The sequence below is a fragment of the Wolbachia endosymbiont (group A) of Therophilus tumidulus genome (assembly GCF_964277345.1).
Taxonomy (GTDB): domain Bacteria; phylum Pseudomonadota; class Alphaproteobacteria; order Rickettsiales; family Anaplasmataceae; genus Wolbachia; species Wolbachia pipientis.
Genome location: NZ_OZ195515.1, coordinates 891,254 through 915,385, shown reverse-complemented (window position 1 = coordinate 915,385; position 24,132 = coordinate 891,254). Strand labels below are relative to the sequence as shown.

The window sequence follows — 24,132 nt, the reverse complement described above, 5'->3', positions numbered from 1 at the left end:
GCCTAATACCGCATACTGATTTCTCTCTTTATCTTATATAAATTAATTAAGTAAAGTGAATACAGTATCCACACTACTAAAAAAAATGTGGCACAAAACATAAACATTGCAACCAGTGGCAACAGCAGGGAACTTTCTATTGCTATTCCACCTTTTCTCAAAATGCTTGCTGGCTGATGGAGAGTGGACCATAAATTCACGGAAAATTTTACTATAGGAATATTTATAGCACTAAAGATGGCAAATACTGCTGCTGATTTTTCTGCCCTCGCTTCATTATCAAAAGCGCTCCACAATGAAAGGTAGCCAACATATAGGAAAAATAAAATCAGCATTGAAGTAAGCCTTGCATCCCATACCCACCAAGTGCCCCAGGTTCCTTTTCCCCAGATGCTGCCTGTGATTAAGCATATTGCCGAAAAGACTGTCCCTGCAGGAGCAGCAGCATGTGCCAAGACACTAGCAATGCTATTGTTCCATACCAATGAAATGAAACCAAGTGATGCAATTAATCCATATATTCCAAGAGCAAGCCATGCAGAAGGCACATGAATGTACATGATTCGTACAATTTCTCCTTGTTTATAATCTTCTGGAGAGAAGAATAACGCCAAAGACATTCCAATTAAAAAACATGCGAAACAAATAACCCCAAGCCAAGGTAGAGCTTTCTTAGAAAAATAAGAGAAATTTGTAGGCTTTAATAAAAACATTCGTTTTGAGAATAATTGTGTTAAGAATTTACCAATTAGTTTGAGTTTTATCAACAGGATAGTTTTTCTATATTTACGTAGGTCAACAAATTAGCATAATTTCAGTAGCAGATTGCTAGCTATTATTTTTAGTATATGACCCTTAAAAAGCTTAATCTACACTTAGTATCAGATTCAAGTGGTGAAACTGTTATATCAGTTGCAAAATCAGCTCTGAAACACTTTCGTTCTGTAGAAACGATCGAATATGTTTGGTCTTTTGTAAAAGGAGAAGAGCAGATTGACAAAATTCTGGAGGAAATTAATAGGAAAAGTGATGAGCATAATTTTGTTATATGCACTATTACTGATGATGAGCTAAGAAAATATCTAAAAGATAACTGTATAAAGTTGAAAATTCCCTATAGAGCAATATTATCACATATTATTAGAGAAATTTCGTCTTATCTTGAAATTGAAAAAGACGAAAAGCTTGACTTGCATACTGAGATAAATAACGAATATTTTCAGCGCATTGAGGCAATAAACTACACTATTAATCATGATGATGGACAAAATATTCAAGATATTGATAAAGCAGATATAATTTTGGTTGGAGTTTCACGTACATCAAAATCTCCCACCAGTAGGTATTTAGCTTACCGAGGCTATAAAGTTGCAAATATTCCTTTTGTTAGTGGAGTACCCTTTTATGTTGACTTGGCAAAATTAAAAAATAAACTAACGATAGGGGTAACAATAGACGTAAGTAGGCTAATAGAAATACGCAAAAATAGACTTACTTCAATTAACAACGAAGATAATAATATATATGCTAACCCTGAGAAAGTAGAAAAGGAAATTAAAGAAGCAGAGGAGCTCTTTAAACAGAATAACTGGCCAATTATCGATGTCACGCAAAAGTCGATCGAAGAAGTATCAGCAACAATTATACAATATTTTAATAAAATGTTATCAATTGACTAACTCTTGATAAGTGATTATAATGTAAAGTAATTTAATTCTTACTATAGATATGAAAGTCAAAGGGTCGCTAAAATCTCATCGTAACAGAGATAAAAATTGTAAAGTTGTGAAAAGGGGTGGTAAGATTTACATTATAAATAAGGTAAAGCCAAGGTGTAAAGCGCGTCAAGGTTCTTAGCTTTTTGTTCACCTTTTCATGTTATATATTTTTTATATGTGAAAGTACGGTGCTTATATCTAAAAAGAAGCAAAAGTTACTGTGTTTAAGCGCAGCCTTACTCATTTCTTCCCTTACATTATATTTCAGCATTAGCACAATTACAGGTAAACGTGGCTTATTGACGTTAATCGATTTAAAAAAAGAAATCGAGTACAATAAACTTTTGCTAAAGGATGTCTCTTCTGAAAAGGAAAAGTTGGACAACAAAGTATTTGGCTTATATGAAAAAAGCTTAGATTTAGATCTGCTTGATGAGCAAGCAAAAAATGCTTTAGGTTATGTGAACCCTAATGAACTTATGGTTGTTCTTGACGTGGAATAGCAGTAGTGACCTTACCCAGAAAAAGTGGAGAGAAAGAAAAGAGTTTTTTTGGGTAAAATAAAATTTTGGAGGATTAGAAATGGTAAGAGAATATACGGCAGAATTCAAATTGGAAGCTGTTAAACTGGCAAATGAACAAAGAAAGGCAGGTCAAACAATTACAAAAATAGCAAGAGATTTAGGAATAAAGGGTGGTTTATTAGGAAAATGGATAAAGAAACACAACGAAAAAAAGTCGGCGGCAAATGCATTTCCAGATGTAGCACCTTATGACAAAGAGAGGTTTGATTTACAAAGCAAGAGTAACAAGGGAAAGAGACATTTAAAAAAAAGCCCTGGCCAGTCAAAAAGAGTAAAATATTTTTTCATAAAAGAGCATAGTAAACACTATAAAGTACAGGAATTATGTAGGATTTTCTGCTAGTGGCTACTATAAGTGGACCACAAGAAAAATAAGCAGTAGAGAATCAGCAAATAAAGAGCTACTCGAAGCTATTCAAAAAATATATCAAGTTTCTAAATGTAGATATGGAGCTCCTAAAATTCATGCTGAATTAAAGGCTTTGGGTAAAAGTTGCAATTTGAAAACGGTGCAAAGTATTATGCAGAAAAATGACATCAGGGCTATACTGAAAAGAAAGTTTAAAATTAAAAAACAACAAACAGATAATAGAGCTGTAGCTCCCAATATACTAGATCAAAACTTTATTGTTGATCAACCAAATAAAGTATGGGATTACTTACATCAAAACCAAGGAGGGATGGCTATATTTGGCAGCAATAATTCTCACGTATGGTAGTTAATGAGTAGTGCAATAAATAAACAATTGGTTATGAACTCTTTATTAATGGCCATTAATAGGCGTAAACCTGTTAAAAATCTACTGCTGCACAGTGACCAAGGTTCACAATATACTGCGCAAGGGTATCAATATCTCTTAGCTGTAAATAATATAGATGAGTAATAAAGGCTGTTGTTACGACAATTCTGTTGCAGAAAGCTTCTTTAGCTCATTGAAAAGAGAAATACTTATTGATACTTCACAACACTCTGCTCAACAAACTAGAACTGCAATATTTGAATACATAGAAATTTTTTATAACAAACAACGTCACTATTAACTATTGCATTCCAGAACAATTTGATGCATCATTCTTTTTGTAAAAAACATTCCAAACTTTCTCTCCACTTTTTCTGGGTAAGGTCAAAGGATCTTATGTCTTAAACCTTATCACCAGGCTTAACAAATAGGTGGCCCAATACTATTAACTTTATGGGTTTATCTTCGTTATTTGCTACTATCCAAACCCCATCGCTCTCATGATCAACAATTTCTATTGGTGCAAATACTACATAATTATTGTCATCAACAATCTTTATTCCAAGAGCACCCTCGTCACTTAAGCTCAGGGCTGAAGAAGGAACTTTATATGCAAATCTTTCGCCTGAAGGTAGCCTTACGTTGGCAGTTAGTCCCTGCAAGGATATCATTTTATTATTAGTTACCTTTACTTCTACCCTATAAGACCCAGTTTTAGGCTCAGCAATTTTACTAATAAAACTTACTTCACCTGCCAATTCTTTTCCGTCCAGCAAATTAATTTGAGCTGTGCTGCCTAGCTCTATTTTATTTACTTCATTTTCCGAAACGTATAACACTACAAGAATTTGATCGAAATTAACCACGTCAGCTATTTTTTGCCCAGCATTAACAAAATCCCCTTCGTTTGCATTGATTTTATCAATATAACCATCTATAGGAGATGTGACTGCAGTATTTTCTAAATCCAATTCTAGCCTTTTTAGGTCAGCTTTTGCACTTTGTAACGCAGTAAAAGCTGCTTCTACTTGTATTTGTGCCCCATAGCCTTTTTTATTCAGTTTGTGAGAGGAATCATACTCAATTTCACGCTGCTTTAATAAAGCTTTGGCTTTCTGAGCTTGCTCAATCCTGTCATAATCTTCTATCTTTAACACTACATCATCTCTTTTTACCTTTTCACCATCAGGTAAATAAATAGCAATAATCTTACCACTTATTTTTGAGACAAGGCTAGCTCTATGTAAGGGATTTACTGTACCAGAAAAATTTAAATATATAGTGCGGTTTTGCGGCGCACATTCTTGAGTTTTTACTGAAAAGCTACTAGTTGCATTATCGCTATGAACCGCCTGATCTTTTTTTAAAAATGCACTACTGATAAAAAACAGTAGAATAAAAGCAATACTGGAAATGATGATTACTTTATTTCTCATCTTTAAACAATAGAATTTGTTGACCAATCTTGTTAGAAACAACTGCATAAATTTTCGAATCAGAAATGTAAGTATAATACATGTACCATTGTCACTCCATAAATAGTTTTATATGAGAACAAACACAAGATTTTCCTATAATAAGTAAGTTTTTTATTGCTAAAATGCAATTTTTAATCGAATAAAATTGCAAACAAAGTTGTGCATAAGACTGGATTTAAAAAAATCTCGAAAAACATACTAAAACTTTTAAATAATAACTTTATATCTAGTGGCTTTGCCTTCTCCAAGACGCTGTAAGTATTTCATCCCTAGCAGTTTCTTTGTAATTGCCTCTACTGTTCTTGGAGGAAATCCTAGAGCTTCTATAGCATCTTTTCTACTAAATTCTTTATCTGCAAGGCTAAGTGCCCATTCCCAGAAGAATAATTGTTTTCTTGATAATAAATATTCAGTATTCTCCCTCTCAAGAATATAATGCGCCTCATTTGCTTGCGTTTTGAGCACATTAAGAAAAAATATTAACCATGGGGAAATATCTTCTTTGCTACTTTTCCAGCTACTTTGTGTTTTATTAAGCGCTAAATAGTAATCAAGTTTGTTAGTTTCAATTATCTTTTCATGTGATACAATAGATACAAAATCATAACCCTGCTGCAACAGCATTAAATTAGTCATCAATCTACTAGTTCTGCCATTCCCATCTTGAAAAGGGTGTATTGCCAGATACTCAAAAACAAAGTTAGCAATAATAATAAGAGGATGCTTAAATTTATTATTTAAGGACCAGTGATACCAATCAATAAGCTCTTGTACTTCCTTTCTAACAAGGTAAGGTGGTGTGGGATCAAAAATTATACCAACAACTTTTCCATTCTGATCTTTTGCCTCAACTCTATTAGAACTTGCTTTGTATTTTCCTCTATGATACAAATCTTTTTCACTATAAAGTAGCATCTGGTTGTTAATGTGCAATATTGATGACTCACTAATTGGAATATCCGTATAATCATGAAATATTAGTTTAAGCATTTCTAAGTAGCCAGCAATTTCTTGCTCATCTCTATTTTTAAATTTTTTGACACGTAGGTTTTTATATAGATCCTCAACTTCTTTATCGGTTAGACGATTTCCTTCAATACGGTTAGAAGCGCCAGAAGATGTAACAATAACTGAATGAGTTAATCTTTCAATTGTTTGTGGTAGTAGTTTTTTCGTTATCTGCCAGCTATTTTTAACACTATCAACTGCAGTAATTAACTCGTACACTTGCTCAATTACAGGCCCTTCTAGGTTGAGACGCGTACTAAGACGAAAATTCTTCCAGTTCATATTCTTCTCACATGCATATTATGTGAGATAATGTGAGATAATGTGATAAAAGTCAATAGTAAACTTTATATGCACAGCAGAGCTAACTACAAAAATTATACATTTTCAAGTGATCCTAACCATATCAAAAACTACAGGGCAAAGCTGTTAGAGGAAGGCTTAATTAGTTAAAAATTTCAATCTTATGTAAAATATTGTCTTATTTTGTAATTTTCTTGTTGACTAACGAGACGATATCTACTTTTCAATAAACTCCATTTGCATTTCTTGTATACTGCTTTCTATTTGCTTTATTTGTTCTATCAACCTTTCCTCTAAGTCAAGATTACCGCTCAGCCTCGCTTCGGTTCTTTCTTTTCGTAATGCATTTAACTCTTTTAGTAACACTATATTATTCCACACAATTTCTGCAGATTTTCTCTCGTTCAGTTGGCTATTTAGTACACTAGTTTTTTCAAATACATACTTTATAACGTTAAACTGTTTCAATTCTTGTAACAAAGCCTCTTTATCGAGTTTGCTTTTGTTACTTATTACATCAATTATACGCTGTTGTAATCTTTTCATCTCATTAGTAAATTCAAAATGAGAAAATTGCTCAAAAAATATAGGACGGTTCAAGATTTCAGGAAATTCTACGGCTATACGCAAAATTACGGCCTGATTTTGCTCTGCTTCAATTAGCTCTGGAGACTTGTTATGAAGATACTCACCTTTTGTTGCTCTAGTTTTACTATTAAAAATCTGTTTTTTGAAGCTACTTCTTAGTTCACTAGCCTTATTGTAAAAATAATCTCTGTAATACCTTCTAATACTGCTGTTGCTAATAGTATTTACATATTCCATGAACTTGTGCTCAAGAATTGAATATTTTTCCGGAGCAAGTTTTTCATAATTTTGCAAATTGCTATCGATTATGTGATGCCATAAATATTCAGAATGCAGTTTTGTTGAATGGTCAAGAGCAGTCAACACGTCTTCTTTCTTGTATGCCAGTTCGTTACATATATCGTATGGATCTTTATTACTTGGCAAAGTCACAAACTTTAACGTGTATCCAGGCTCTAATATTGGCAGAGCAAGTTCTGCAACTCGAGTAGCAGCATGACGTCCAGCACTATCGCCATCCATACAGATGGAGATTTCTTTAGCAAATCTCCATAGATTTTTTATCTGTTCTGCAGAAATTGCGGTACCAAGCGGAGCAACTGCATTACTAATTCCTGCTTGATGTAGCGCTATAGCGTCCATATATCCTTCAACAACGAGTATGTGCTGTTTTTTACGTATTTCGCTTAAAGCAAAGTTTAATCCGTATAAATTCTCCCTCTTCTTGAAGAGCTGACTCTCTGGGCTATTTAAATATTTCGGCTGTTGCTCAGAACTTAGCGCACGTCCACCAAAACCAATAACTCTTCCTGCAATGTTGTATATAGGAAATATCAGCCGGTCATAAAAATAATCACGAAAATTTTTGTTTACTAATCCAATATCAATCAAAATTCTGTCTTCAATACCTGAAGAGTTTAAATACTCTTTCAAACCAGAGCTTGGTGCATAACCTATCTTAAATTTATCTATGATTTTAGGTAAAATCTTACGCTGCTTTAAATAATCTACAACACTTTGATTTTTTTGTGCAAACCAATTTGCAGCTAAATCAAGCGCTAAAAATAGTTTATTGTTCTCTTTTGTAATACTAAGATTTTTGGGCAGTTCAACACCTGTAACCGATGCTAATTTTTCCAATGCTTCTTTAAAGCTTAATCCTTCAGTTTGTGAAATAAATTCAAATGCATCACCACTAGCTAAGCAACCAAAACAGTAATATAACCCCTTAGTATTGCTCACCGAAAAAGATGGGGTTTTTTCGTTATGAAATGGACAGAGCCCAACAAAACTATCTCCTCTTTTTATTAATCTGACTTTTTTACCTACTATGTCGGATAATAATAATTTTGATTTTATAATATCTATATGATCCATCTTGTTAAATTAGTAGTAGGATAAAAATTATATAGAATTTATACACATCTGACTCGAAATTTATTTCTATAACTAAAGCAATTGAGATTTACCGACAATGTAGCTATACAAATTCAAGAGCAATCCTGTCATCCAGGTAGCCCACAGAAACAAAAAACTTCCTTGACAAACCTCGCCAGCGCCCTTATCATGAAACTGAAGCTATTTATTTATCTTCTCTGTACAGATTAAATGACAAAAAAACTCAACGTATCTGGCGTCTCATGTTTAATTTTTTGCACTATGTGCACCTTATGTCTTTATCAAATTTCCGGGTTTTGACCTACACAAGCTGAAATACGCTTATAAAGCATTTAAAACATTAAAAAACGCCAACTTAAAAAATGGATAGTGAATAACTAGCTACCCTAGGGTTTCTTTTGCCTTTTTTTCTGTTTAGTAAATTTCTTAACGTTTATAATTTAGATTAGTTGCGGCTTAAAAGCAGCTAAATCGCGGTTATTAAGTGTTTAGAATAAAAAAACGCCATACTTGAAAGTATAATGTAAGTAATTAGCCAACCACGGGGCTTCTTTTGCCTTTTTTTTCGTTTGGTAAATTTCTTAATATTTATACAGAAGGTGTCATTCCAGTGCTTGACACTGGAATCCAGTTCTTATTATACAGCTATCTGGTGTACTTATTTAAAATTAAGTTTTCTGGATCTCAGTGCCAAAGCACTGGGATGACACCCTTCCTGGCGGAGATTATTCTCAAATCACAATGTTCGTACAGTTGTGGAATGAATTGCGGTATGACGTAGGAAAACCTTAGCTATAGCTTTAGAACTCCCAAAAGGTCAGAAGCATTGAATGACTTGACAGAAAGTTCAAACCCATATAAAATGTCCTTATTTCTTATATGTTAGGTATAGTATCAATTGCCTCAGATCATGCTGGTTATGAATTAAAATCAGAAATAAAACCTTACCTGGAAGCCCTAGGTTACAGAGTAGTAGATCAAGGCTGCACTGCTAAGCAAAAGTGTGTAGATTACCCAAACTATGCTGTTAAAGTTGTAGAAGATATAACAAGCAAAAAAGCAAATTATGGGATATTAATTTGTGGTACAGGTTTGGGCATGAGTACTGTGGCAAATCGTTTTGAAGGAATCTACGCTGCTTTATGTAACAGTGTTGAGATCGCAAAATTAGCTCGCGAGCATGGCAACGCAAATGTACTGTGTCTTGGTGCAGGATTTACTGCGAGTGGATTAGCAAAAGACATAGTCAAACAATTCCTCGAAACAGAATTTTCAAAAGAAAGCAGACATAAAAAACGCCTTGATAAACTCAGCAATATAACCTCTAAGAAAAAAAAAACAAAAACTTATAACGAAGATGAAATATCAAAATTCGCTAAAATGGCAGGCCAGTGGTGGGATGAGAACGGCAAATTCAAACCATTGCACATGATGAATCCTGTTAGAGTATCTTACATTATTGAGAAAATAAAAGAGTTAAAAAAATGCAATTTGAAAGAATTATCATTGCTTGATGTTGGATGCGGTGGTGGCATTTTGTCAGAGTCAATGGCACGCGTTGGCATTAACGTTGTGGGAATAGATGTATGTGAAGAAAACATAAAAGTAGCGCATTCACATGCAAAAAAAGTAGGGTTAAATATAGAATATATACACACCAGCATTGAAGAGCTAAGCAATGACAAGAAGTACGACGTGGTTCTGTTGATGGAAGTAGTTGAACATGTGGATAATTTAGAGTTTTTCATGAAAAAAGCGATAGAACTGCTAAAACCGAATGGGCTGATATTTATATCCACAATAAATAGAACTATCAAATCCTTCTGCCTTGCAATAATTGGTGCAGAGTACATATTAAATTGGCTGCCAAAAGGTACACATAACTGGAATAAATTTCTCAAGCCGTCAGAAATTGCAAATCACTTAAGAGAAAATAATGTAACGCTGCAAAACATGGCTGGCATGGAGTACAACGTAATAAAGCGTGAGTGGAATCTAACTAAAGGCGTGGATGTTAATTATATACTCTGCGGTTTGTTAGATTTAACTCTATAAAAGCACCATTTTCACTTCCAATACTTTGAAGGATCTTGGCCAGCTTTTATACAGTAGCCTTTATTAGTTAGCGCCCAACCGGAACGACAAGCATAACCTGTACCTACACGTTCATATCCAGGAGCAGCAACACACTAGACCTCTTTCGAAACTCATATAGACAGCTCAAAATTGTGAATTCCTGCTATTAAATTGAATCTCAAGCCAAAACGTTTTCTCCGATTGCGGTATCTGTCTGCAATAATTTTGAATCTTTTTAACAGACCAATTACATTCTCAACTACTACTCTTTTGCTTGCTAGCTCCCGATTTTCTACCTTTTTTTCCTTAATTAAGGGACTCTTTTTCATCCTTCTGTGTGGCAACTCGACATTTTTGTGAATTTTCTGAAAACCTCTATAGCCAGCATCGGCTAAAACTTTTATACCTTCTGATACATGCACTTTTGACTCCTTGAAAAGCCGAAAGTCATGCTTTCTCCCGTTTGAAAATGACGTACAAATAATTTTCTTGCTCTTCTTTTCTGCAATTATTTGTGTTTTTAGCGTATGTTTTTTCTTCTTTCCTGAATAAAATCTTTTCTGCTTTTTTTTGGTCTCTCTACAGGTGTTTCCGTTGCATCAATCACCAAAATCTCATATTTCACGTCGCTTTTTAGGAGTTCTTTTCGTCCTGGCAATGCGAAATCTTGGTGTTGTATTAGAGTATCCTCTACCCATTTTACAGTTTTATATGCCGTACTTTCACTTACTCCATAACTTTGACTTATGTGAAAATATGTACGGTATTCTCGTAAGTATTCTAATACCATGAGCAGCATATTCTCCTCGTTTAGCTTATTTTTCCTTCCTCCTTTGGCTTTCTTTTTTTTATTTTCTTCACATAAAATCCCTACCATTTTGTTAAATGTTGATCTCTTTACTCCTGTTAGTCGACGAAACTCCCCTTTATCGAGCTCTTTCACTATTTCATACTTCATTTCTCCTTACCTCAAAATTACTATTTTTACTGCTTTATCCTAGTTTCGAAAGAAGTCTACTTTCCATTCTCCAAGGTTTGACCTTTAAAAAGACAACAAACTTCTTTTTCTGTTACCTTTGTTACAATTTGAGGAGCACCAAAAAACACAGCAACAAACATACCCAGTGCGAAAAGTGCAGGCCAAGGCATTCTGCCAAATATTGCAAGTAAGCTTGAACCAATTATTACCACTGTAATCATTGGTCCACCTATTCCATGAACGTAACCTATTACATTACACATTACATCTGTTGCTCCATCAGCGTGTGCATCAAATGCATAGAAAACTATAAATAGAATTACAAGAAAATTTCTCATTGTTCTTTCAATAATCATGCCTGATTGTTTCTTATTTTAATAAAATTTCAGTAAATAGCTTTTTTCAAAAATTATGCTTAACCCAATCAATATTTATTTATTACTGCCTTTTTAATACTATAATTAACTCAGTTGATTTTTATCAAAATGCTAAACCATGGAACAATTCGAGAACTTTTACATCACCACGCCAGTATATTACGTAAACGATAAGCCGCATATTGGTCATGCATACACTTCTCTCTTGTGTGACGTGGTGGCAAGGTTCATGAAACTAGCTGGGAAAAATGTCAAATTTACCACTGGTACAGATGAACATGGACAAAAAATAGAAAAAGCAGCTAAAGCAAAGGAAATGCAGCCAAAAGAATTTACAGATGAAGTGAGCGTTTCATTTAAAGAATTGGCTAAGTTCATGAATTTTGAGTATGACGATTTTATTCGCACTACGGAGGAACGTCACAAAAAAGCAGTTATAGCTTTATGGAATAGACTTGAAGAGAGAGGGCAAATATATTTGGATTCCTATTCGGGTTGGTATTCAGTTCGTGATGAAGCATTTTATCAGGAGTCAGAGCTGATAGATGGCAAAGCACCAACAGGTGCTGAGGTCCAGTGGATAAAAGAAGAGAGTTACTTTTTTCGCTTATCAAACTGGCAAGAAAAATTACTGGAACTCTATAAAAATCAGCCAAGTTTTATCTTTCCTGAGAGCAGAAGAAATGAAGTGATATCGTTTGTAAGATCAGGGCTCATTGACCTCTCAATCTCTCGCACTAGTTTTAACTGGGGAATAAAAGTACCAGGTAATGACAAACACGTAATCTATGTCTGGATAGATGCATTAACCAATTATCTTACATCAATAGGTTTCCCTAGTACTGAAGGTGAGGAATATAAGAGGTTTTGGGCAGAACCAGAAACACAGATTCCAGTGTCAAGCACTGGAATGACACCAAACCAAGGGAAAACGCAGATTCCAGTGTCAAGCGCTGCAAACCTAGCTGACAACTCTTTCAACGTTCATGTAATCGGTAAAGACATATTGCGCTTTCATGCTGTATATTGGCCAGCGATTCTCCTTGCAGCAGACCTGCCACTGCCAAAACAAATTGCAGTTCATGGTTGGTGGTTGAACGAGGGAGAGAAAATATCCAAGTCCCTTGGTAATGTCATAGATCCAATTGGATTAGCTGAGGAGTTTGGTGTTGATCAACTACGCTATTTTCTCCTCAGGGAGGCAAGATTCGGCCAGGATGGCAACTTTAGTAAGAAAAATATGATCAGCCGCATAAACTCAGAACTTGCAAACAATATAGGCAATTTAGTGCAAAGAACAATTTCATTTTTACACAAGCAATGCTCGGGAATTGTACCAACAGTTGATCGAAATCTACTCAAAGATGATGAGAGTTTGCCAAATTGTAAGTCCATAATTGATCAAATCATGAATCATCTTGCAAGGTATGAATTTAACCATATCATACTTCTAATCATCAACATCTCTTCTGAAGCAAATGCCTACATAGACAAAAGTGCACCCTGGACACTAAGCAAAACTGACAGAGAGCGCATGAATTTAGTAATTTATAAGTTACTGGAATATATCAGGATAATAGGCATTTTATTGCAGCCAATCGTTCCCAAGTCAGCAGAGATGATACTAAATCAACTGCAAATTCCGAAAGAACAACGAGATTTAAAATCTTTGTGCAACGCGTGCGTAAGTTCAGGCATAACATTGCCTAAACCTACGCCGGTTTTTTTGAGGGTTGATGCTAAAGAGGAGAAATAGTGTAAAAACTATTTCTCCTGGATGGGATTATCTTTAGTTAACAACGGTGCACACCGCTGTCTACATATTCAAGTTAGGTGGCAAGTGCCTTAGTTACTTTAGCAAAATATGGTTTAGTAACATCAGCATCTATCACTACTACTTCAGTCATTGCCGACTTAACCTTTCCTAGGCTCCATGCAAACCAGCCTTGACCATTTTCTTCTTTAGTTGGCTGACTTTCTGGGCTAGAAATCTCAGTGCCTTTTTCATCACCAGATTCTGCATCATAAAATACATCCTGATCCTCAGAAAGACTCATTAAATAACTTTTAGCAGCATCAACATTTAAATGATCAGGTTGCTTAGGAACGTTATCAATATTTAAATAATCCAAACGAGTTAGTTCTTGCATGCTAAGTTCAGACCCATCTTCTGCATAACGCTTAAACTGTTCTGCCAGACTAGAAACCTTAGTACCATAAATCCTACTGTACAAGCTGCTTCCAACGCTGTTAAGTGCTCCTTTTGTATACTCAACTAATGTACCATAAACATTTTTTAATTTATTTCCAGCACTATTAAATTTCCCTTTTACATACTCAACTGATGTGCCATAAGCATTTTTCGTACTACCTACGACATTTTTTAAGTCATTTGCAACATCACTACGGCGCTGCTTAATAGTACTATGAACGCGCCCACTACTGTAGGCTTCTGCTACATATGCAAATGCTTCTTGAGATGCTTCTTTGATATTCTTTATTGCTTGCGGAACAAAAGTTTTCTTGTGTTTAAATTTTTCTATTTCTTCTTTTGGATTATTAATCTCCTCATTTTTTTTATTAATTTCAATTTTCTGCTTAGAAATTTCTTCCTCTTTAGTTTTTACTTCCACTTCTTTTTTAGTCAGCTGGTCATTTTGCCCAGAAATTGTTTGTTCTTGAGCTTGTATCTTAGCTTCTAACTCAGAAATGGTTTGCTTTTGATCCTGTACTACAGCTTCTTTCTCAGAAATTATTTTACCTTTAGCTTCTACTTTACTTTTTTCATCAGCAAGCTGAGCTTCCTTCTCAGAAATTGTTTTGTTCTTACTAATTGCTTTATACGAAAGTGCAATAGTTACAACAGAAAACACAGCATAACCAATAATAAATGGCAAGCCAACACTTAATGCTGCAACTGGAGCTAAGAAACCAATATAAGGAGCTGCAGCAAACACTCCAGATGCTAATAAAGTGAAAGTAGCCAGAGTTCCAGCTATATAATAGGGTACATTGTTTTTATTCATCATCTCACGTATTATAAAATATAATACCATTATAAAAGGATTTTTAAGAAGTTGTCAAGCTATCTTTACATAAAAAAAAATAATTGATAAACTTGGGAACAAGAAGATTGCTGCCAAGCTATGAACTATGCCTTTCCGTGTAATCTTTAAATGCACCTCTGTTAGAGTCAAAATATAGCTTCACACTGCCAATTGGTCCATTTCTCTGCTTTGCAATAATGAGCTCTGCAATGTTTCTAATTTTTTCCATTTTCTCTTGCCATTCCCGATGTTTATTGTTTCCTTCATTTGGCTGTTTTCTTAGTTCATAATACTCTTCTCTATAGAGAAACATTACTATATCTGCGTCTTGCTCTATGCTCCCTGAATCACGTAAATCAGAAAGTTGTGGTTTTTTATCATCCCTCTGCTCAACAGAACGAGAGAGCTGAGATAGTGCAACAATGGGAATATTTAGCTCCTTTGCAATTGCTTTCAAACCCTGCGTCACTTCCGAGATTTCTTGCACTCTATTTTCATTACTCCTTTTTGTTGTTCCTCTGATTAGCTGCAAATAATCAATGAATACCACTTCTACATTATATAATTGATACAGCAAGCGTATTCTGGTGCGAAGGGCACTAATTGATAGCGCAGGGGTGTCATCTATGATGAAAGGCAGTTCAGATAATTCTGTACTAGTATTGATAAATTCATGCAATTCAAAATCACTAATTCTCCCGGTTAATGCCTTATAATAACTAATCCCTGAATCTATAGTGATCAGCCTTGCAGTTAATTGCTCTGCTGACATTTCAAGCGAGAAAAACGCTACATAGTGTTGCTTATCTGCTCTTTTTTGCAACATCTTACAAGCATTAAGTGCGATGTTTAGCGCCAATGCTGTTTTACCCATAGAAGGCCTTGCAGCTAAAATTAATAAATCAGATTTTTGTAGACCACCAAGAAGCTGATTTAGATCTTGAAGTCCGGTTGTAACGCCTAGCGCTTCTGGATTATTTTTCAGTGTGCTGATCTTCTCAACTACATCTTTAATTGAACTTGCAAGTTTTATATATGTTTTCTCACCTTGTTTTTTTACTGCCAAATTGAACAATTTTGTCATTGCTTGTTCAATTTGCGCCTGTGCAGGATTTTCAATATCGTAGTTGTAGCTATCACCAACTATTTCTTGCCCGAGCTTAATTAAACATCTCCTTAAGTAAGTATCACGGATTATTCTAGTCAAACTATAAATATCAAGTGCAATACTTGCCTTCGCTGCAAGCTTTGCTAAGTACTCTACCCCACCACACTCGGTAAATGCTTGGTCGTTTTCAAAAAACATTTTAAGGCTCAGTTCATTGGCAACTATGCCATGTTTTCTGGTTTTAGATATTTGCGTAAAAATACTTTGATGCAGTGGATCATAGAAATTTTCTGCTGTAATTGTGTCTTCAACTGCATCACAGATTCTATTATCACGAATCATTGCACCAATAAGCATCTGTTCAGCTTCTAAATTATGCGGTAATTTACATATTTCCTTATCTACACTTCTTGAACTGAGGAGATTGGCTAATTCATTCATTTTAAGTTTTGAGAGTAACTGTTGATTATTGTAGAATATTTAGTCCTCATTTGAAAGATGTAAAGGCAAAAAAATTTGACTAATTCCGTGTTGCCTATAGCATTAAAACTTAATGCCCCTGTGGTGGAATGGTAGACACGGCAGACTCAAAATCTGTTGCTTGCAAAAGCATGCTGGTTCAAGTCCGGCCAGGGGCACGTTAAATATTGGAAAGTATATATATGTTACATAAATTTTTTAATCGTTTATTTTCTATTTTTTCTTCTATAAATGTTATTCAAAAGGTAAAGAAAGATGAAAATGGGATATGTTATGTAACGGGCCTCAGGCGCTATATATCAGTATTGCTTGATTTAATTATTATCGTTTTGTTCTTGCAGTTTTGCAGCCAAGCCTTTAATCAGCTCTTTACAAACTCAGAGGATAGCAAAATATTCAGCCAAGTTGCTGCAAAATCCCCAATGCAAGTGCCACTTTCTATAGAAGAAAAGGCAATGCAGAGTAGACTTGTAAAATTAATGATTCTAAATCAAATAGTCCAGTTTATTATGCTCTTTTGCTATGTAATATATATGTGGGTAAAGTTTGCTACTACACCTGGAAAACTATTATTTGGGCTTAGAGTTGTGGATGCACAAACTTTCGAAAAGATGACCCTAAAACAAGCAACAAAGAGATTTTTTTCCTTTATATTGTCAGTTGCACCATTGTTCTTGGGCTTTTTATGGTCAAATTTCAACAAACGCTGTCAAACTTGGCACGATAAGATCGCAGGCACAGTGGTTGTCACGAGTAAAAGCCTTAGAAGGCAGAGCTAAAAACTACTTGACACCCTTCGCCAGCCCCTTTATCATGATAGTGAAGGTATTCAGTTATCTTCATCTGTGCAGATTAAACAGCAAGAAAACAACGTAGTTGGCGTCTTATTTTTAATTTTTTGCACTATGTGCACCTTATGTCTTCACAACATTTCTGGGTTTTTACCTATATAAGCTGAAACGCGCTTATAAGTCGTTTAAGACAGTATAGTACGCCAATTTGCAGGATTAGAGAGTGACAACTAGCTAACGCGGGGTTTCTTTTGCCTTTTTTTCTGCTTAGTAAATTTCTTAAACATTTAAACTAAGGTGAGTTGCGTTTAAAAGCAGCTAAATTGCAGTGTTTAAGATTTAAAAAACGCCAAATACTGAAAATAGACAATGACTAGGGCTTCTTTTGCCTTTTTTTTCATTTGGTAAATTTCTTAATGTTTGTAGCTAAACGACAACCGTCATCCCTGTAAAGATCAAGTATCCCGCTACTTGTTAGCGGGACCTAGAGATACCGCGAATGAATCGCGGTATGACGGTTCACGGTGGCATGACGGTTAAGTAATTCGTCATCCCGCTACTTGTTAGCGGGATCTCTTGTTAGCGGATGAGATACCGCGAATGAATCGCGGTATGACGGTCTGCGGCGGTATGATGGTCTGCGGCGGTATGATGGTCTGCGGCGGTATGACGTAGAGCTCGCGTCAGCTACTTTCATGACACCATTTGCTGTCTTTAAAAATGAATGTTCTTACAATTGTGCGTCATGCGCTTTATTAAATATTTTACTTAAAAATCTAATTTCTTATTATACAAGAGATAAGCAATTCATTAGACCTCTTTCGAAACTCATATAGACAGCTCAAAATTGTGAATTCCTGCTATTAAATTGAATCTCAAGCCAAAACGTTTTCTCCGATTGCGGTATCTGTCTGCAATAATTTTGAATCTTTTTAACAGACCAATTACATTCTCAACTACTACTCTTTTGCTTGCTAGCTCCCGATTTTCTACCTTTTTTTCCTTAATTAAGGGACTCTTTTTCATCCTTCTGTGTGGCAACTCGACATTTTTGTGAATTTTCTGAAAACCTCTATAGCCAGCATCGGCTAAAACTTTTATACCTTCTGATACATGCACTTTTGACTCCTTGAAAAGCCGAAAGTCATGCTTTCTCCCGTTTGAAAATGACGTACAAATAATTTTCTTGCTCTTCTTTTCTGCAATTATTTGTGTTTTTAGCGTATGTTTTTTCTTCTTTCCTGAATAAAATCTTTTCTGCTTTTTTTTGGTCTCTCTACAGGTGTTTCCGTTGCATCAATCACCAAAATCTCATATTTCACGTCGCTTTTTAGGAGTTCTTTTCGTCCTGGCAATGCGAAATCTTGGTGTTGTATTAGAGTATCCTCTACCCATTTTACAGTTTTATATGCCGTACTTTCACTTACTCCATAACTTTGACTTATGTGAAAATATGTACGGTATTCTCGTAAGTATTCTAATACCATGAGCAGCATATTCTCCTCGTTTAGCTTATTTTTCCTTCCTCCTTTGGCTTTCTTTTTTTTATTTTCTTCACATAAAATCCCTACCATTTTGTTAAATGTTGATCTCTTTACTCCTGTTAGTCGACGAAACTCCCCTTTATCGAGCTCTTTCACTATTTCATACTTCATTTCTCCTTACCTCAAAATTACTATTTTTACTGCTTTATCCTAGTTTCGAAAGAAGTCTATTGATGATGAAAAATTACAAAAAGGGGCATAGAAAGCGCCTAAGAACCTGTCTTGAAAGGAACTAAGCAGCTAATTTAGCAAGCATAATAGTAATCATATTAAAGGAGATATTAGTTTTTGAAGTAAGAGGAGAATGCTCATAATCCTTGCTCATACGTCTAAAATTGGAAAGCCAAGCAAAAGTTCTTTCAACAATCCACCGTTTAGGAATAACTTGAAATCCTACAGCATCAGCTGCTTTTTTAGTAATCGTCAATAAACATCCTGTTTTCAATAAACAGTAATTTTGCAATTTACCAATATATCCCTGATCAGCGAGAAACCTTTGTAGCGTTGGAGCTTTTCGTTTAGCTTGAGTAAAAAGATTTAGAGCACCATCACGATCTTGAATGCCTGCACTATGAACATCAGCTGTAATAATTAGGCCTATTGTATCCACAATGATGTGACGTTTTCTACCCTTTATTTTCTTGCCAGCATCATATCCTCTGGATCCCCTTTTTGAGTGGTTTTCACTGATTGACTATCAATTATTCCTACCGAAGGTATTTCATTTTTGCCAACCATTTTTCTTACCTTTTTTACTAACATATCGTGTATTTCTTCCAATTTGCCACTATTACGCCACCTGAGAAAATAATCATACACCGTTTTCCATGGCGGAAAATCTTTTGGCAGCATTCTCCACTGGCAACCACCTTTCATTATATATCTTATTGCATTAATAATTGTTCTAATATTGTGCTTTCTTGGCCGTCCTACTGCACCTTGTGCAACACTTGGCTCCAAAATTTCCCATTCTTTGTCACTTATATCACTTGGATACATTTTTACCTACTATTTTTTACTTATCTCATCATATTCTCTTTCTCATTTCTTTTCAAGACAGGCTCTAAGAGAGAAAATTATTTTAGATAATGGACAATCATTACTTGATTATGAAGTTTTAGAGCACATTTTATATTCAGCATATAGTAGAATTGATGTAAAACCGGTGGCAAAGAGTTTGATAGAAAGTTTTGGCAGCTTAAATAAAGTTTTTAATGCTGACCTGGAAGCGCTGCAAAACGTTGATGATGTCAGCAATGCAGCGATATCTGCCATCTTTTGTGTAAAACAAGCCTTTGTTCGTTCTGCAAGAGAAGAAATAAAAAACCTGCCTGTAATCGATAACTGGGAAAAATTGCTTGATTATTTAAGAATAAGTATAGGAAGCCTCAATAAGGAAAATTTTCGCGTCATCTATATGAATAAAAAGTATCGTCTAATAGCGGAAGACCTGCAAAATATTGGTACAGTAGATCAAACTCCTCTTTATGTCAGAGAGATCATCAAGCGCGCACTTTTGATTGGTTCAACATCCATTGTAATATCTCACAATCATCCAAGCGGAGATACACAACCTTCAAATAGCGATATATCTCTCACTAGACAACTAGCAGAAGCTTGCCAAAGTATAGGAATAGAATTAATAGATCACATTATTATTACATTCAGTAGCTATTTTAGTTTCAAGGAAAATAGGTTGTTGTGAAAGCCTTTATAGCTACAGTAACTTAGATTTACCGACAATCGTCATTCCGCTACGTGTTAGCGGCTAAGAGATACCGCGAATGAATCGCGGTATGACGTAGATTGCTGTCATCCCGCTGCTTGTTAGCGGCTGAGATACCGCCGCGGTATAGTAACTCGTCATCCCGCTACGTGTTAGCGGGATCTATCTGCGGCGGCATGACGGTAAGTTTTATTGTGGTATGATGGTGTAGTATAATGTTGGTAAACCTCAGTTACTTTAGCTATAAACGATTAAGATGAAGTTATCATATATCTATATACTTACAAATAAAGCTAATAGCACATTATATATTGGTGTAACTGCAAATTTGATCAAGAGGATTTGGGAACACAAAAACAAAATTGTTTCAGGTGTTACATCAAGATATAATGTAAATAAACTTGTATATTTTGAAGAGTTTGAAGATATAAGTTTAGCTATTGCAAGAGAAAGGCGCCTGAAAGAATGGCCAAGGCAGTGGAAAATTAATTTGATCAATCAAAAGAATCCTAGCTGGATTGACTTATATTACTTAGCTTTAAGATAGCTATGCTGAGATCCCGCTAACACGTAGCGGGATGACGAGAAAGGAGCAGCAGGATAACGGTTGAGTAATTCGTCATCCCGCTACTTGTTAGTGGCTGAGATACCGCGGCGGTATGACGGTTTGCGGTGGTATGACAGTTAAGTAATTCGTCATCCCGCTACTTGTTAGCGGGATCTATCCGCAGCGGTATGACGTAGGACTGCTGTCATTCCGCTACGTGTTAGCGGCTGAGATACCGCGAATGAATCGCGGTATGACGGTCTGCGGCGGTATGACGGTTCGCGGTGGTATGACGTAGTAGCTATTTCTTGCAATCAAGTTTCGTTAAAAGTCAGATTGAATGGTTAAATCTTCCACCCAAATAACCACGCACTCTACTTGCTTGTTTGGATATATTTCTTGTACTAAGGTTTTATAGATTAACATCTGTTTTTTTATTTCATTTAATAAGGAAACAGAAACGTTACGGTGTGATTTGTAGTCAATTATGATTGCTTTATCTTGCGTTATGCATAGCCTATCTAGTCGTACTAATACTGACTTGCCATCAATTGTTCCACTCAGTGTAATCTCTGATTTGCCTTCCAAGTCAAACAAATAGCCATATTTTTCATTAAAGGCCAATATTTTACTGTAAATTTCATCCTTATCTTCACTGATGTTGATGTTATCAAGGTATTTTCTGACCCAATTTTTTCTCCTTTCTTTTTCTATCTTGGGCATATACTGCAATATGCTGTGAATTATTAGGCCTCTTGCATAACCATCTGTCATCCAAGTAGCTGACACTGGGATCCATTCTGCTCCTTCTTTTTCACTGGATTCCAGCGTCACGCGCTGGAATGACATTGATAGGTTTGGCGGAAGGGAAATGACCGGAACGTCAAAATAATCACGTTTTTTATAAATGTAAGGGTAGTTTGCATTCACGCATAATACTTCAACTTTTTCTTTAAATATTGGCTGTAAATCCCTTTGTTTCTTTTCATATGGCTCTCCGTACTTAGTGATTAGATCATACCAAGAGCCCTTTTGCACTGGCTCTTTACTTAAGATGTATAACTCATCTTCAGCACGCGTGAGTGCTACGTATAATAAACGCAAATATTCATTATAATCCTCTAGTTTTTTCTCTCTTTTTACTTGATCGCAATAAGCGTTGTTGTTTTTTCCACACCAAAATGGTGCTTCCGTTCCATCAAAGATAATGCTTTCACTGTTTCTTGGCACTGTGTTTGTATCAACCAAAAATACTATGGGAGCTTGCAGACCTTTTGATTTGTGAATTGTCATTATTCGCACAGCATTGCGTTCTGATTGCATATCATTCTTAATCTCCGGGTTATTCTCCTTGATCCACTGAACAAGTGCTTGAAGAGATGGATTTTCAAATTGCAACACAAGGTTCATAAATTCGTCTAGAACCTCGAAGCACTCAAGACCTAGCCTTGCAGCAAATTTCTTCTTACCTGTGCGCAGTATATGCGTGAATAATGCGAGAGGGGATTCTGTGCGAGATAAGTTGATGAGATAGTTTAATTCACTATAGATAACCACAGAATAATCCTGAATTCTTTCCCATAGTGAATGCTCTTTACGGTCGTATGCAATGTTAAATAAATCATCCTCGGTGGAATTAAATAGCGGTGATTTTAAAGCATTTGCAAGAGCTAGATCATTTGCCTGGAGGAGTAAAAATTCGGCCAAAGCTATTAAGTCCTGCACGGCTGTATAGTCCATAATTCTAAAATAATCTCGGCCTACAACTGGCACATTTGCTTTTTTAAGTTCGCTTATTATGTAATCAACTAACACGTTTCGTTGTCGCACCAAAATCATAATGTCTCTTGGCTCTATATGGCGATCTTTAGCGACTAAAATTCGCCCTTCATTTAACCAATTGTGAATTCTGTTGGCTATTGTTTGAGCAAGTAATCGGTCTGCTATTATATAATTTTCCCTGCATGTCAGAGGAATTTGTAAAGCTTGCTGTTCTTTCTCTTTGCGCCTTGGTAACGCTGGCCAAATTTCAATATATCCTTGGTCATTTTCTCTATGTGGAACATGTTTTATTTCATTATCATTAAAAGATATTTCTGCGCGGAAGTTATTAAATATTCTATCTACAAGCATCAAAACTTCTGGAGTTGAACGAAATGACTTTTCAAGTTGGCATGATATCCAATCTCTACCACCAGTTTTCGTATGAAAGTATTGTTGCATATAGTTGAATAGATGGGGATTTGCTCCTTGAAATCTGTATATGGATTGTTTTACGTCACCAACAACAAATAAGGTTCGCTTTTCATCATTACCGGCAAAAAATTCATCGCAGAGATTTGTTATAATTTTCCACTGACTGATGCTATTGTCTTGTGCCTCGTCAACAAGGATGTGATCTATTTTTTGATCCAAGTTAAACAATATCCAATCTTTATAGTTTGGATTGCTAAGAAGATTTGTTGCTAAGTTGATTATATCATTGTAGTCAAGCAGTGCATTTTTTGATTTTTCACTATTATACAAATCAACATATACTTTAAATACACCAAGTAAGCTACTGGTTCTCTTGAATATTTGATAAGAGTTCATGTCTCTTATATGGGTAAATACTACATTCTGAACGCTCTCTATTATTTGCTCTGCATCTTTGAATTTCTCCAAAATACTTTTTGTTGCAATGGATGATATGCTCTTTTTTTCGTGCGATTCTGATTTTAAAAAGACCTTGGCTAGGTTTTCTACTTTAGTGTCATTCCAGCGCGTGACGCTGGTTCTTTTCTTCTGGATCCCAGCTGGGATGACAGTAGAATAAAGTATTTCACTATAACTCTGATCTCTTTTACTGCCTTCACTTAATATCTCGGCTAGTCTTCCCACGTGCTCAATTGTTTCACTCTGTAAGTCATGAATTTCATCTGGGGCGCTCAATTTATCTTTGATATATTTCGAATCATTTGCTGACATCGATCTTTTTACACATAAAGTATAAAGCAAATCGCGTAGTTTATTTTCATCAATTTCAGTTGCAATAAGGTTGATATCATCCTGCACAGTTTCGTTATGAAGCACTTTATTGAATATGATGGAATGTAATTCTTTACATTCACTCAGCGTGCAATTTGGAGCAATGCCAGCTTCTATAGGAAAGCTGGAGATTAATTTGTAACAGAAAGCGTGTATGGTTTGTATAGTTAGACCAAGATTTTCCAGTTCAGAGAAAAGCCTTCTTGCTCTTGTTAAATAATCTTTATTTTTTCTGGATCCCAGTGTCACGCACTGGGATGACAAGTAGGGGTGCTGAGATCCCAGTGTCACGCACTGGGATGACACCGATTCCTCACTTAAATGCAAGAGGTCTAGTTGTTCCAGATCCATTATTAATTCACTCTCTGAGCATATTGCCCACTTACTGAGTATGCTGTGAATGCGATTCTCCATTTCGTTTGCTGCAGCATTGGTGAATGTTAAGCAAAGAATATTTCTTTTGTTTTCTAATAAAAGTCTCAATACTCTGTCTATTAAGATTTTTGTTTTGCCTGTACCAGCGGACGCATTTACCCACACAGAGAAATTAGGATTTATGGCATTTGATCTCATCAGAAGTGCGAGAACCTTATAAAAGTTGACTAGAATAGCA

General features: G+C 35.5%; 23 protein-coding genes, 1 tRNA gene and 1 pseudogene. 13 read left to right on the top strand and 12 right to left on the bottom strand.

Going from position 1 to position 24,132, the window contains the following annotated elements; translation table 11 throughout:
- Positions 1 to 2: 2 nt before the first annotated feature.
- Positions 3 to 713, bottom strand: coding sequence for a heme ABC transporter permease CcmC (ccmC, locus tag ACICQD_RS04940; RefSeq protein WP_010962525.1), 711 nt, complete (start codon positions 711 to 713; stop codon positions 3 to 5).
- A 135-nt stretch (positions 714 to 848) separates the two neighbouring features.
- Here ccmC and ACICQD_RS04935 point away from each other — a divergent pair, with 135 nt between their 5' ends.
- The 7 genes from ACICQD_RS04935 to ACICQD_RS04905 all read left to right on the top strand — a co-directional run bounded on the left by ACICQD_RS04935 (position 849) and on the right by ACICQD_RS04905 (position 3,343).
- Positions 849 to 1,679 carry a pyruvate, water dikinase regulatory protein gene (locus ACICQD_RS04935; protein WP_395461686.1) on the top strand — a complete coding sequence of 277 codons (831 nt, stop codon included), beginning with the start codon at positions 849 to 851 and terminating at the stop codon, positions 1,677 to 1,679.
- 49 nt (positions 1,680 to 1,728) lie between these two features.
- A complete protein-coding gene (gene ykgO / locus ACICQD_RS04930; RefSeq protein ID WP_006279631.1) occupies positions 1,729 to 1,857 on the top strand; it encodes a type B 50S ribosomal protein L36 in 129 nt (42 codons plus the stop codon).
- Between the two features lie 49 nt (positions 1,858 to 1,906).
- Entirely contained in the window at positions 1,907 to 2,221 is a 315-nt protein-coding gene (locus ACICQD_RS04925) for an FtsB family cell division protein (protein WP_010962526.1), read from the top strand.
- Positions 2,222 to 2,300: 79 nt separating this feature from the next.
- Positions 2,301 to 2,645 carry a transposase gene (locus tag ACICQD_RS04920; RefSeq protein WP_264373730.1) on the top strand — a complete coding sequence of 115 codons (345 nt, stop codon included), beginning with the start codon at positions 2,301 to 2,303 and terminating at the stop codon, positions 2,643 to 2,645.
- Complete coding sequence (locus ACICQD_RS04915) at positions 2,599 to 3,021, top strand: IS3 family transposase (protein ID WP_395461827.1); 423 nt, start codon at positions 2,599 to 2,601, stop codon at positions 3,019 to 3,021. The genes ACICQD_RS04920 and ACICQD_RS04915 overlap by 47 nt, the downstream gene beginning before the upstream one ends.
- A gap of 3 nt (positions 3,022 to 3,024) precedes the next feature.
- On the top strand, positions 3,025 to 3,186 hold the full coding sequence (locus ACICQD_RS04910; protein ID WP_265021408.1) for a DDE-type integrase/transposase/recombinase: 162 nt from the start codon (positions 3,025 to 3,027) through the stop codon (positions 3,184 to 3,186).
- On the top strand, positions 3,179 to 3,343 hold the full coding sequence (locus tag ACICQD_RS04905) for an IS3 family transposase (protein ID WP_010082072.1): 165 nt from the start codon (positions 3,179 to 3,181) through the stop codon (positions 3,341 to 3,343). Before ACICQD_RS04910 ends, ACICQD_RS04905 begins: the two co-directional genes overlap by 8 nt.
- A 100-nt stretch (positions 3,344 to 3,443) precedes the next feature.
- Here ACICQD_RS04905 and ACICQD_RS04900 read toward each other — a convergent pair whose 3' ends face one another.
- The 4 genes and pseudogenes from ACICQD_RS04900 to ACICQD_RS07465 all read right to left on the bottom strand — a co-directional run.
- Positions 3,444 to 4,526: an efflux RND transporter periplasmic adaptor subunit gene (locus ACICQD_RS04900; RefSeq protein ID WP_174515936.1), complete on the bottom strand. Its 1,083-nt coding sequence runs from the start codon at positions 4,524 to 4,526 to the stop codon at positions 3,444 to 3,446.
- 201 nt (positions 4,527 to 4,727) lie between these two features.
- Positions 4,728 to 5,810 (bottom strand): Fic family protein, encoded by a 1,083-nt coding sequence (locus ACICQD_RS04895; protein WP_174515935.1) that lies wholly within the window; start codon positions 5,808 to 5,810, stop codon positions 4,728 to 4,730.
- A gap of 237 nt (positions 5,811 to 6,047) precedes the next feature.
- Positions 6,048 to 7,796 carry a DNA primase gene (gene dnaG, locus ACICQD_RS04890; RefSeq protein WP_395461685.1) on the bottom strand — a complete coding sequence of 583 codons (1,749 nt, stop codon included), beginning with the start codon at positions 7,794 to 7,796 and terminating at the stop codon, positions 6,048 to 6,050.
- A gap of 618 nt (positions 7,797 to 8,414) precedes the next feature.
- Positions 8,415 to 8,501: pseudogene (locus ACICQD_RS07465) on the bottom strand (WPE palindromic element domain-containing protein); the annotation flags it as partial.
- 195 nt (positions 8,502 to 8,696) lie between these two features.
- Between ACICQD_RS07465 and ubiG the strand changes: the two are divergent.
- Positions 8,697 to 9,872: a bifunctional 2-polyprenyl-6-hydroxyphenol methylase/3-demethylubiquinol 3-O-methyltransferase UbiG gene (gene ubiG, locus ACICQD_RS04885; RefSeq protein ID WP_395461684.1), complete on the top strand. Its 1,176-nt coding sequence runs from the start codon at positions 8,697 to 8,699 to the stop codon at positions 9,870 to 9,872.
- A gap of 152 nt (positions 9,873 to 10,024) precedes the next feature.
- Here ubiG and ACICQD_RS04880 read toward each other — a convergent pair.
- Both ACICQD_RS04880 and ACICQD_RS04875 read right to left on the bottom strand, forming a co-directional pair.
- Positions 10,025 to 10,851 (bottom strand): IS5 family transposase gene (locus ACICQD_RS04880; protein ID WP_395461446.1). Its coding sequence is split into 2 segments (ribosomal slippage): positions 10,025 to 10,464 and positions 10,464 to 10,851, totalling 828 coding nucleotides; the frame shifts between segments, so codons are not numbered across the junction.
- 56 nt (positions 10,852 to 10,907) lie between these two features.
- Entirely contained in the window at positions 10,908 to 11,210 is a 303-nt protein-coding gene (locus tag ACICQD_RS04875; protein ID WP_395461826.1) for a TrbC/VirB2 family protein, read from the bottom strand.
- 157 nt (positions 11,211 to 11,367) lie between these two features.
- On the opposite strand from ACICQD_RS04875, the gene metG reads away from it, so the two are divergent.
- Positions 11,368 to 13,005: a methionine--tRNA ligase gene (metG, locus tag ACICQD_RS04870; protein ID WP_395461683.1), complete on the top strand. Its 1,638-nt coding sequence runs from the start codon at positions 11,368 to 11,370 to the stop codon at positions 13,003 to 13,005.
- A 73-nt stretch (positions 13,006 to 13,078) separates the two neighbouring features.
- Here the strand turns inward: metG and ACICQD_RS04865 are convergent, their stop codons facing one another.
- Both ACICQD_RS04865 and ACICQD_RS04860 read right to left on the bottom strand, forming a co-directional pair.
- The gene (locus ACICQD_RS04865) at positions 13,079 to 14,305 is read right to left on the bottom strand and encodes a hypothetical protein (RefSeq protein ID WP_395461682.1); all 1,227 of its coding nucleotides are present in this window, start codon (positions 14,303 to 14,305) and stop codon (positions 13,079 to 13,081) included.
- An 88-nt stretch (positions 14,306 to 14,393) separates the two neighbouring features.
- Positions 14,394 to 15,845, bottom strand: coding sequence for a replicative DNA helicase (locus tag ACICQD_RS04860; protein ID WP_015589094.1), 1,452 nt, complete (start codon positions 15,843 to 15,845; stop codon positions 14,394 to 14,396).
- Positions 15,846 to 15,959: 114 nt separating this feature from the next.
- Between ACICQD_RS04860 and ACICQD_RS04855 the strand changes: the two genes are divergently transcribed.
- Positions 15,960 to 16,042: transfer RNA gene (locus tag ACICQD_RS04855), tRNA-Leu, on the top strand.
- A gap of 24 nt (positions 16,043 to 16,066) precedes the next feature.
- A complete protein-coding gene (locus ACICQD_RS04850; protein WP_190321214.1) occupies positions 16,067 to 16,663 on the top strand; it encodes an RDD family protein in 597 nt (198 codons plus the stop codon).
- An 840-nt stretch (positions 16,664 to 17,503) separates the two neighbouring features.
- Here the strand turns inward: ACICQD_RS04850 and ACICQD_RS04845 are convergent.
- Positions 17,504 to 18,330, bottom strand: a protein-coding gene (locus tag ACICQD_RS04845) for an IS5 family transposase (protein WP_395461446.1) whose coding sequence is annotated in 2 segments (ribosomal slippage) — positions 17,504 to 17,943 and positions 17,943 to 18,330 — 828 coding nt in all. Because the reading frame shifts where the segments join, the coding sequence is not laid out codon by codon here.
- A gap of 121 nt (positions 18,331 to 18,451) precedes the next feature.
- Positions 18,452 to 19,218 (bottom strand): IS5 family transposase gene (locus ACICQD_RS04840; RefSeq protein WP_395461441.1). Its coding sequence is split into 2 segments (ribosomal slippage): positions 18,452 to 18,891 and positions 18,891 to 19,218, totalling 768 coding nucleotides; the frame shifts between segments, so codons are not numbered across the junction.
- Between the two features lie 22 nt (positions 19,219 to 19,240).
- Between ACICQD_RS04840 and radC the strand changes: the two genes are divergently transcribed.
- Positions 19,241 to 19,924, top strand: coding sequence for a RadC family protein (radC, locus tag ACICQD_RS04835; RefSeq protein ID WP_395461825.1), 684 nt, complete (start codon positions 19,241 to 19,243; stop codon positions 19,922 to 19,924).
- Between the two features lie 277 nt (positions 19,925 to 20,201).
- Entirely contained in the window at positions 20,202 to 20,492 is a 291-nt protein-coding gene (locus ACICQD_RS04830) for a GIY-YIG nuclease family protein (protein WP_264329566.1), read from the top strand.
- A 324-nt stretch (positions 20,493 to 20,816) separates the two neighbouring features.
- Here ACICQD_RS04830 and ACICQD_RS04825 read toward each other — a convergent pair whose 3' ends face one another.
- Positions 20,817 to 24,092, bottom strand: a complete 3,276-nt coding sequence (locus ACICQD_RS04825; RefSeq protein WP_395461681.1) for a UvrD-helicase domain-containing protein — start codon at positions 24,090 to 24,092, stop codon at positions 20,817 to 20,819.
- Between the last annotated feature and the right edge of the window lie 40 nt (positions 24,093 to 24,132).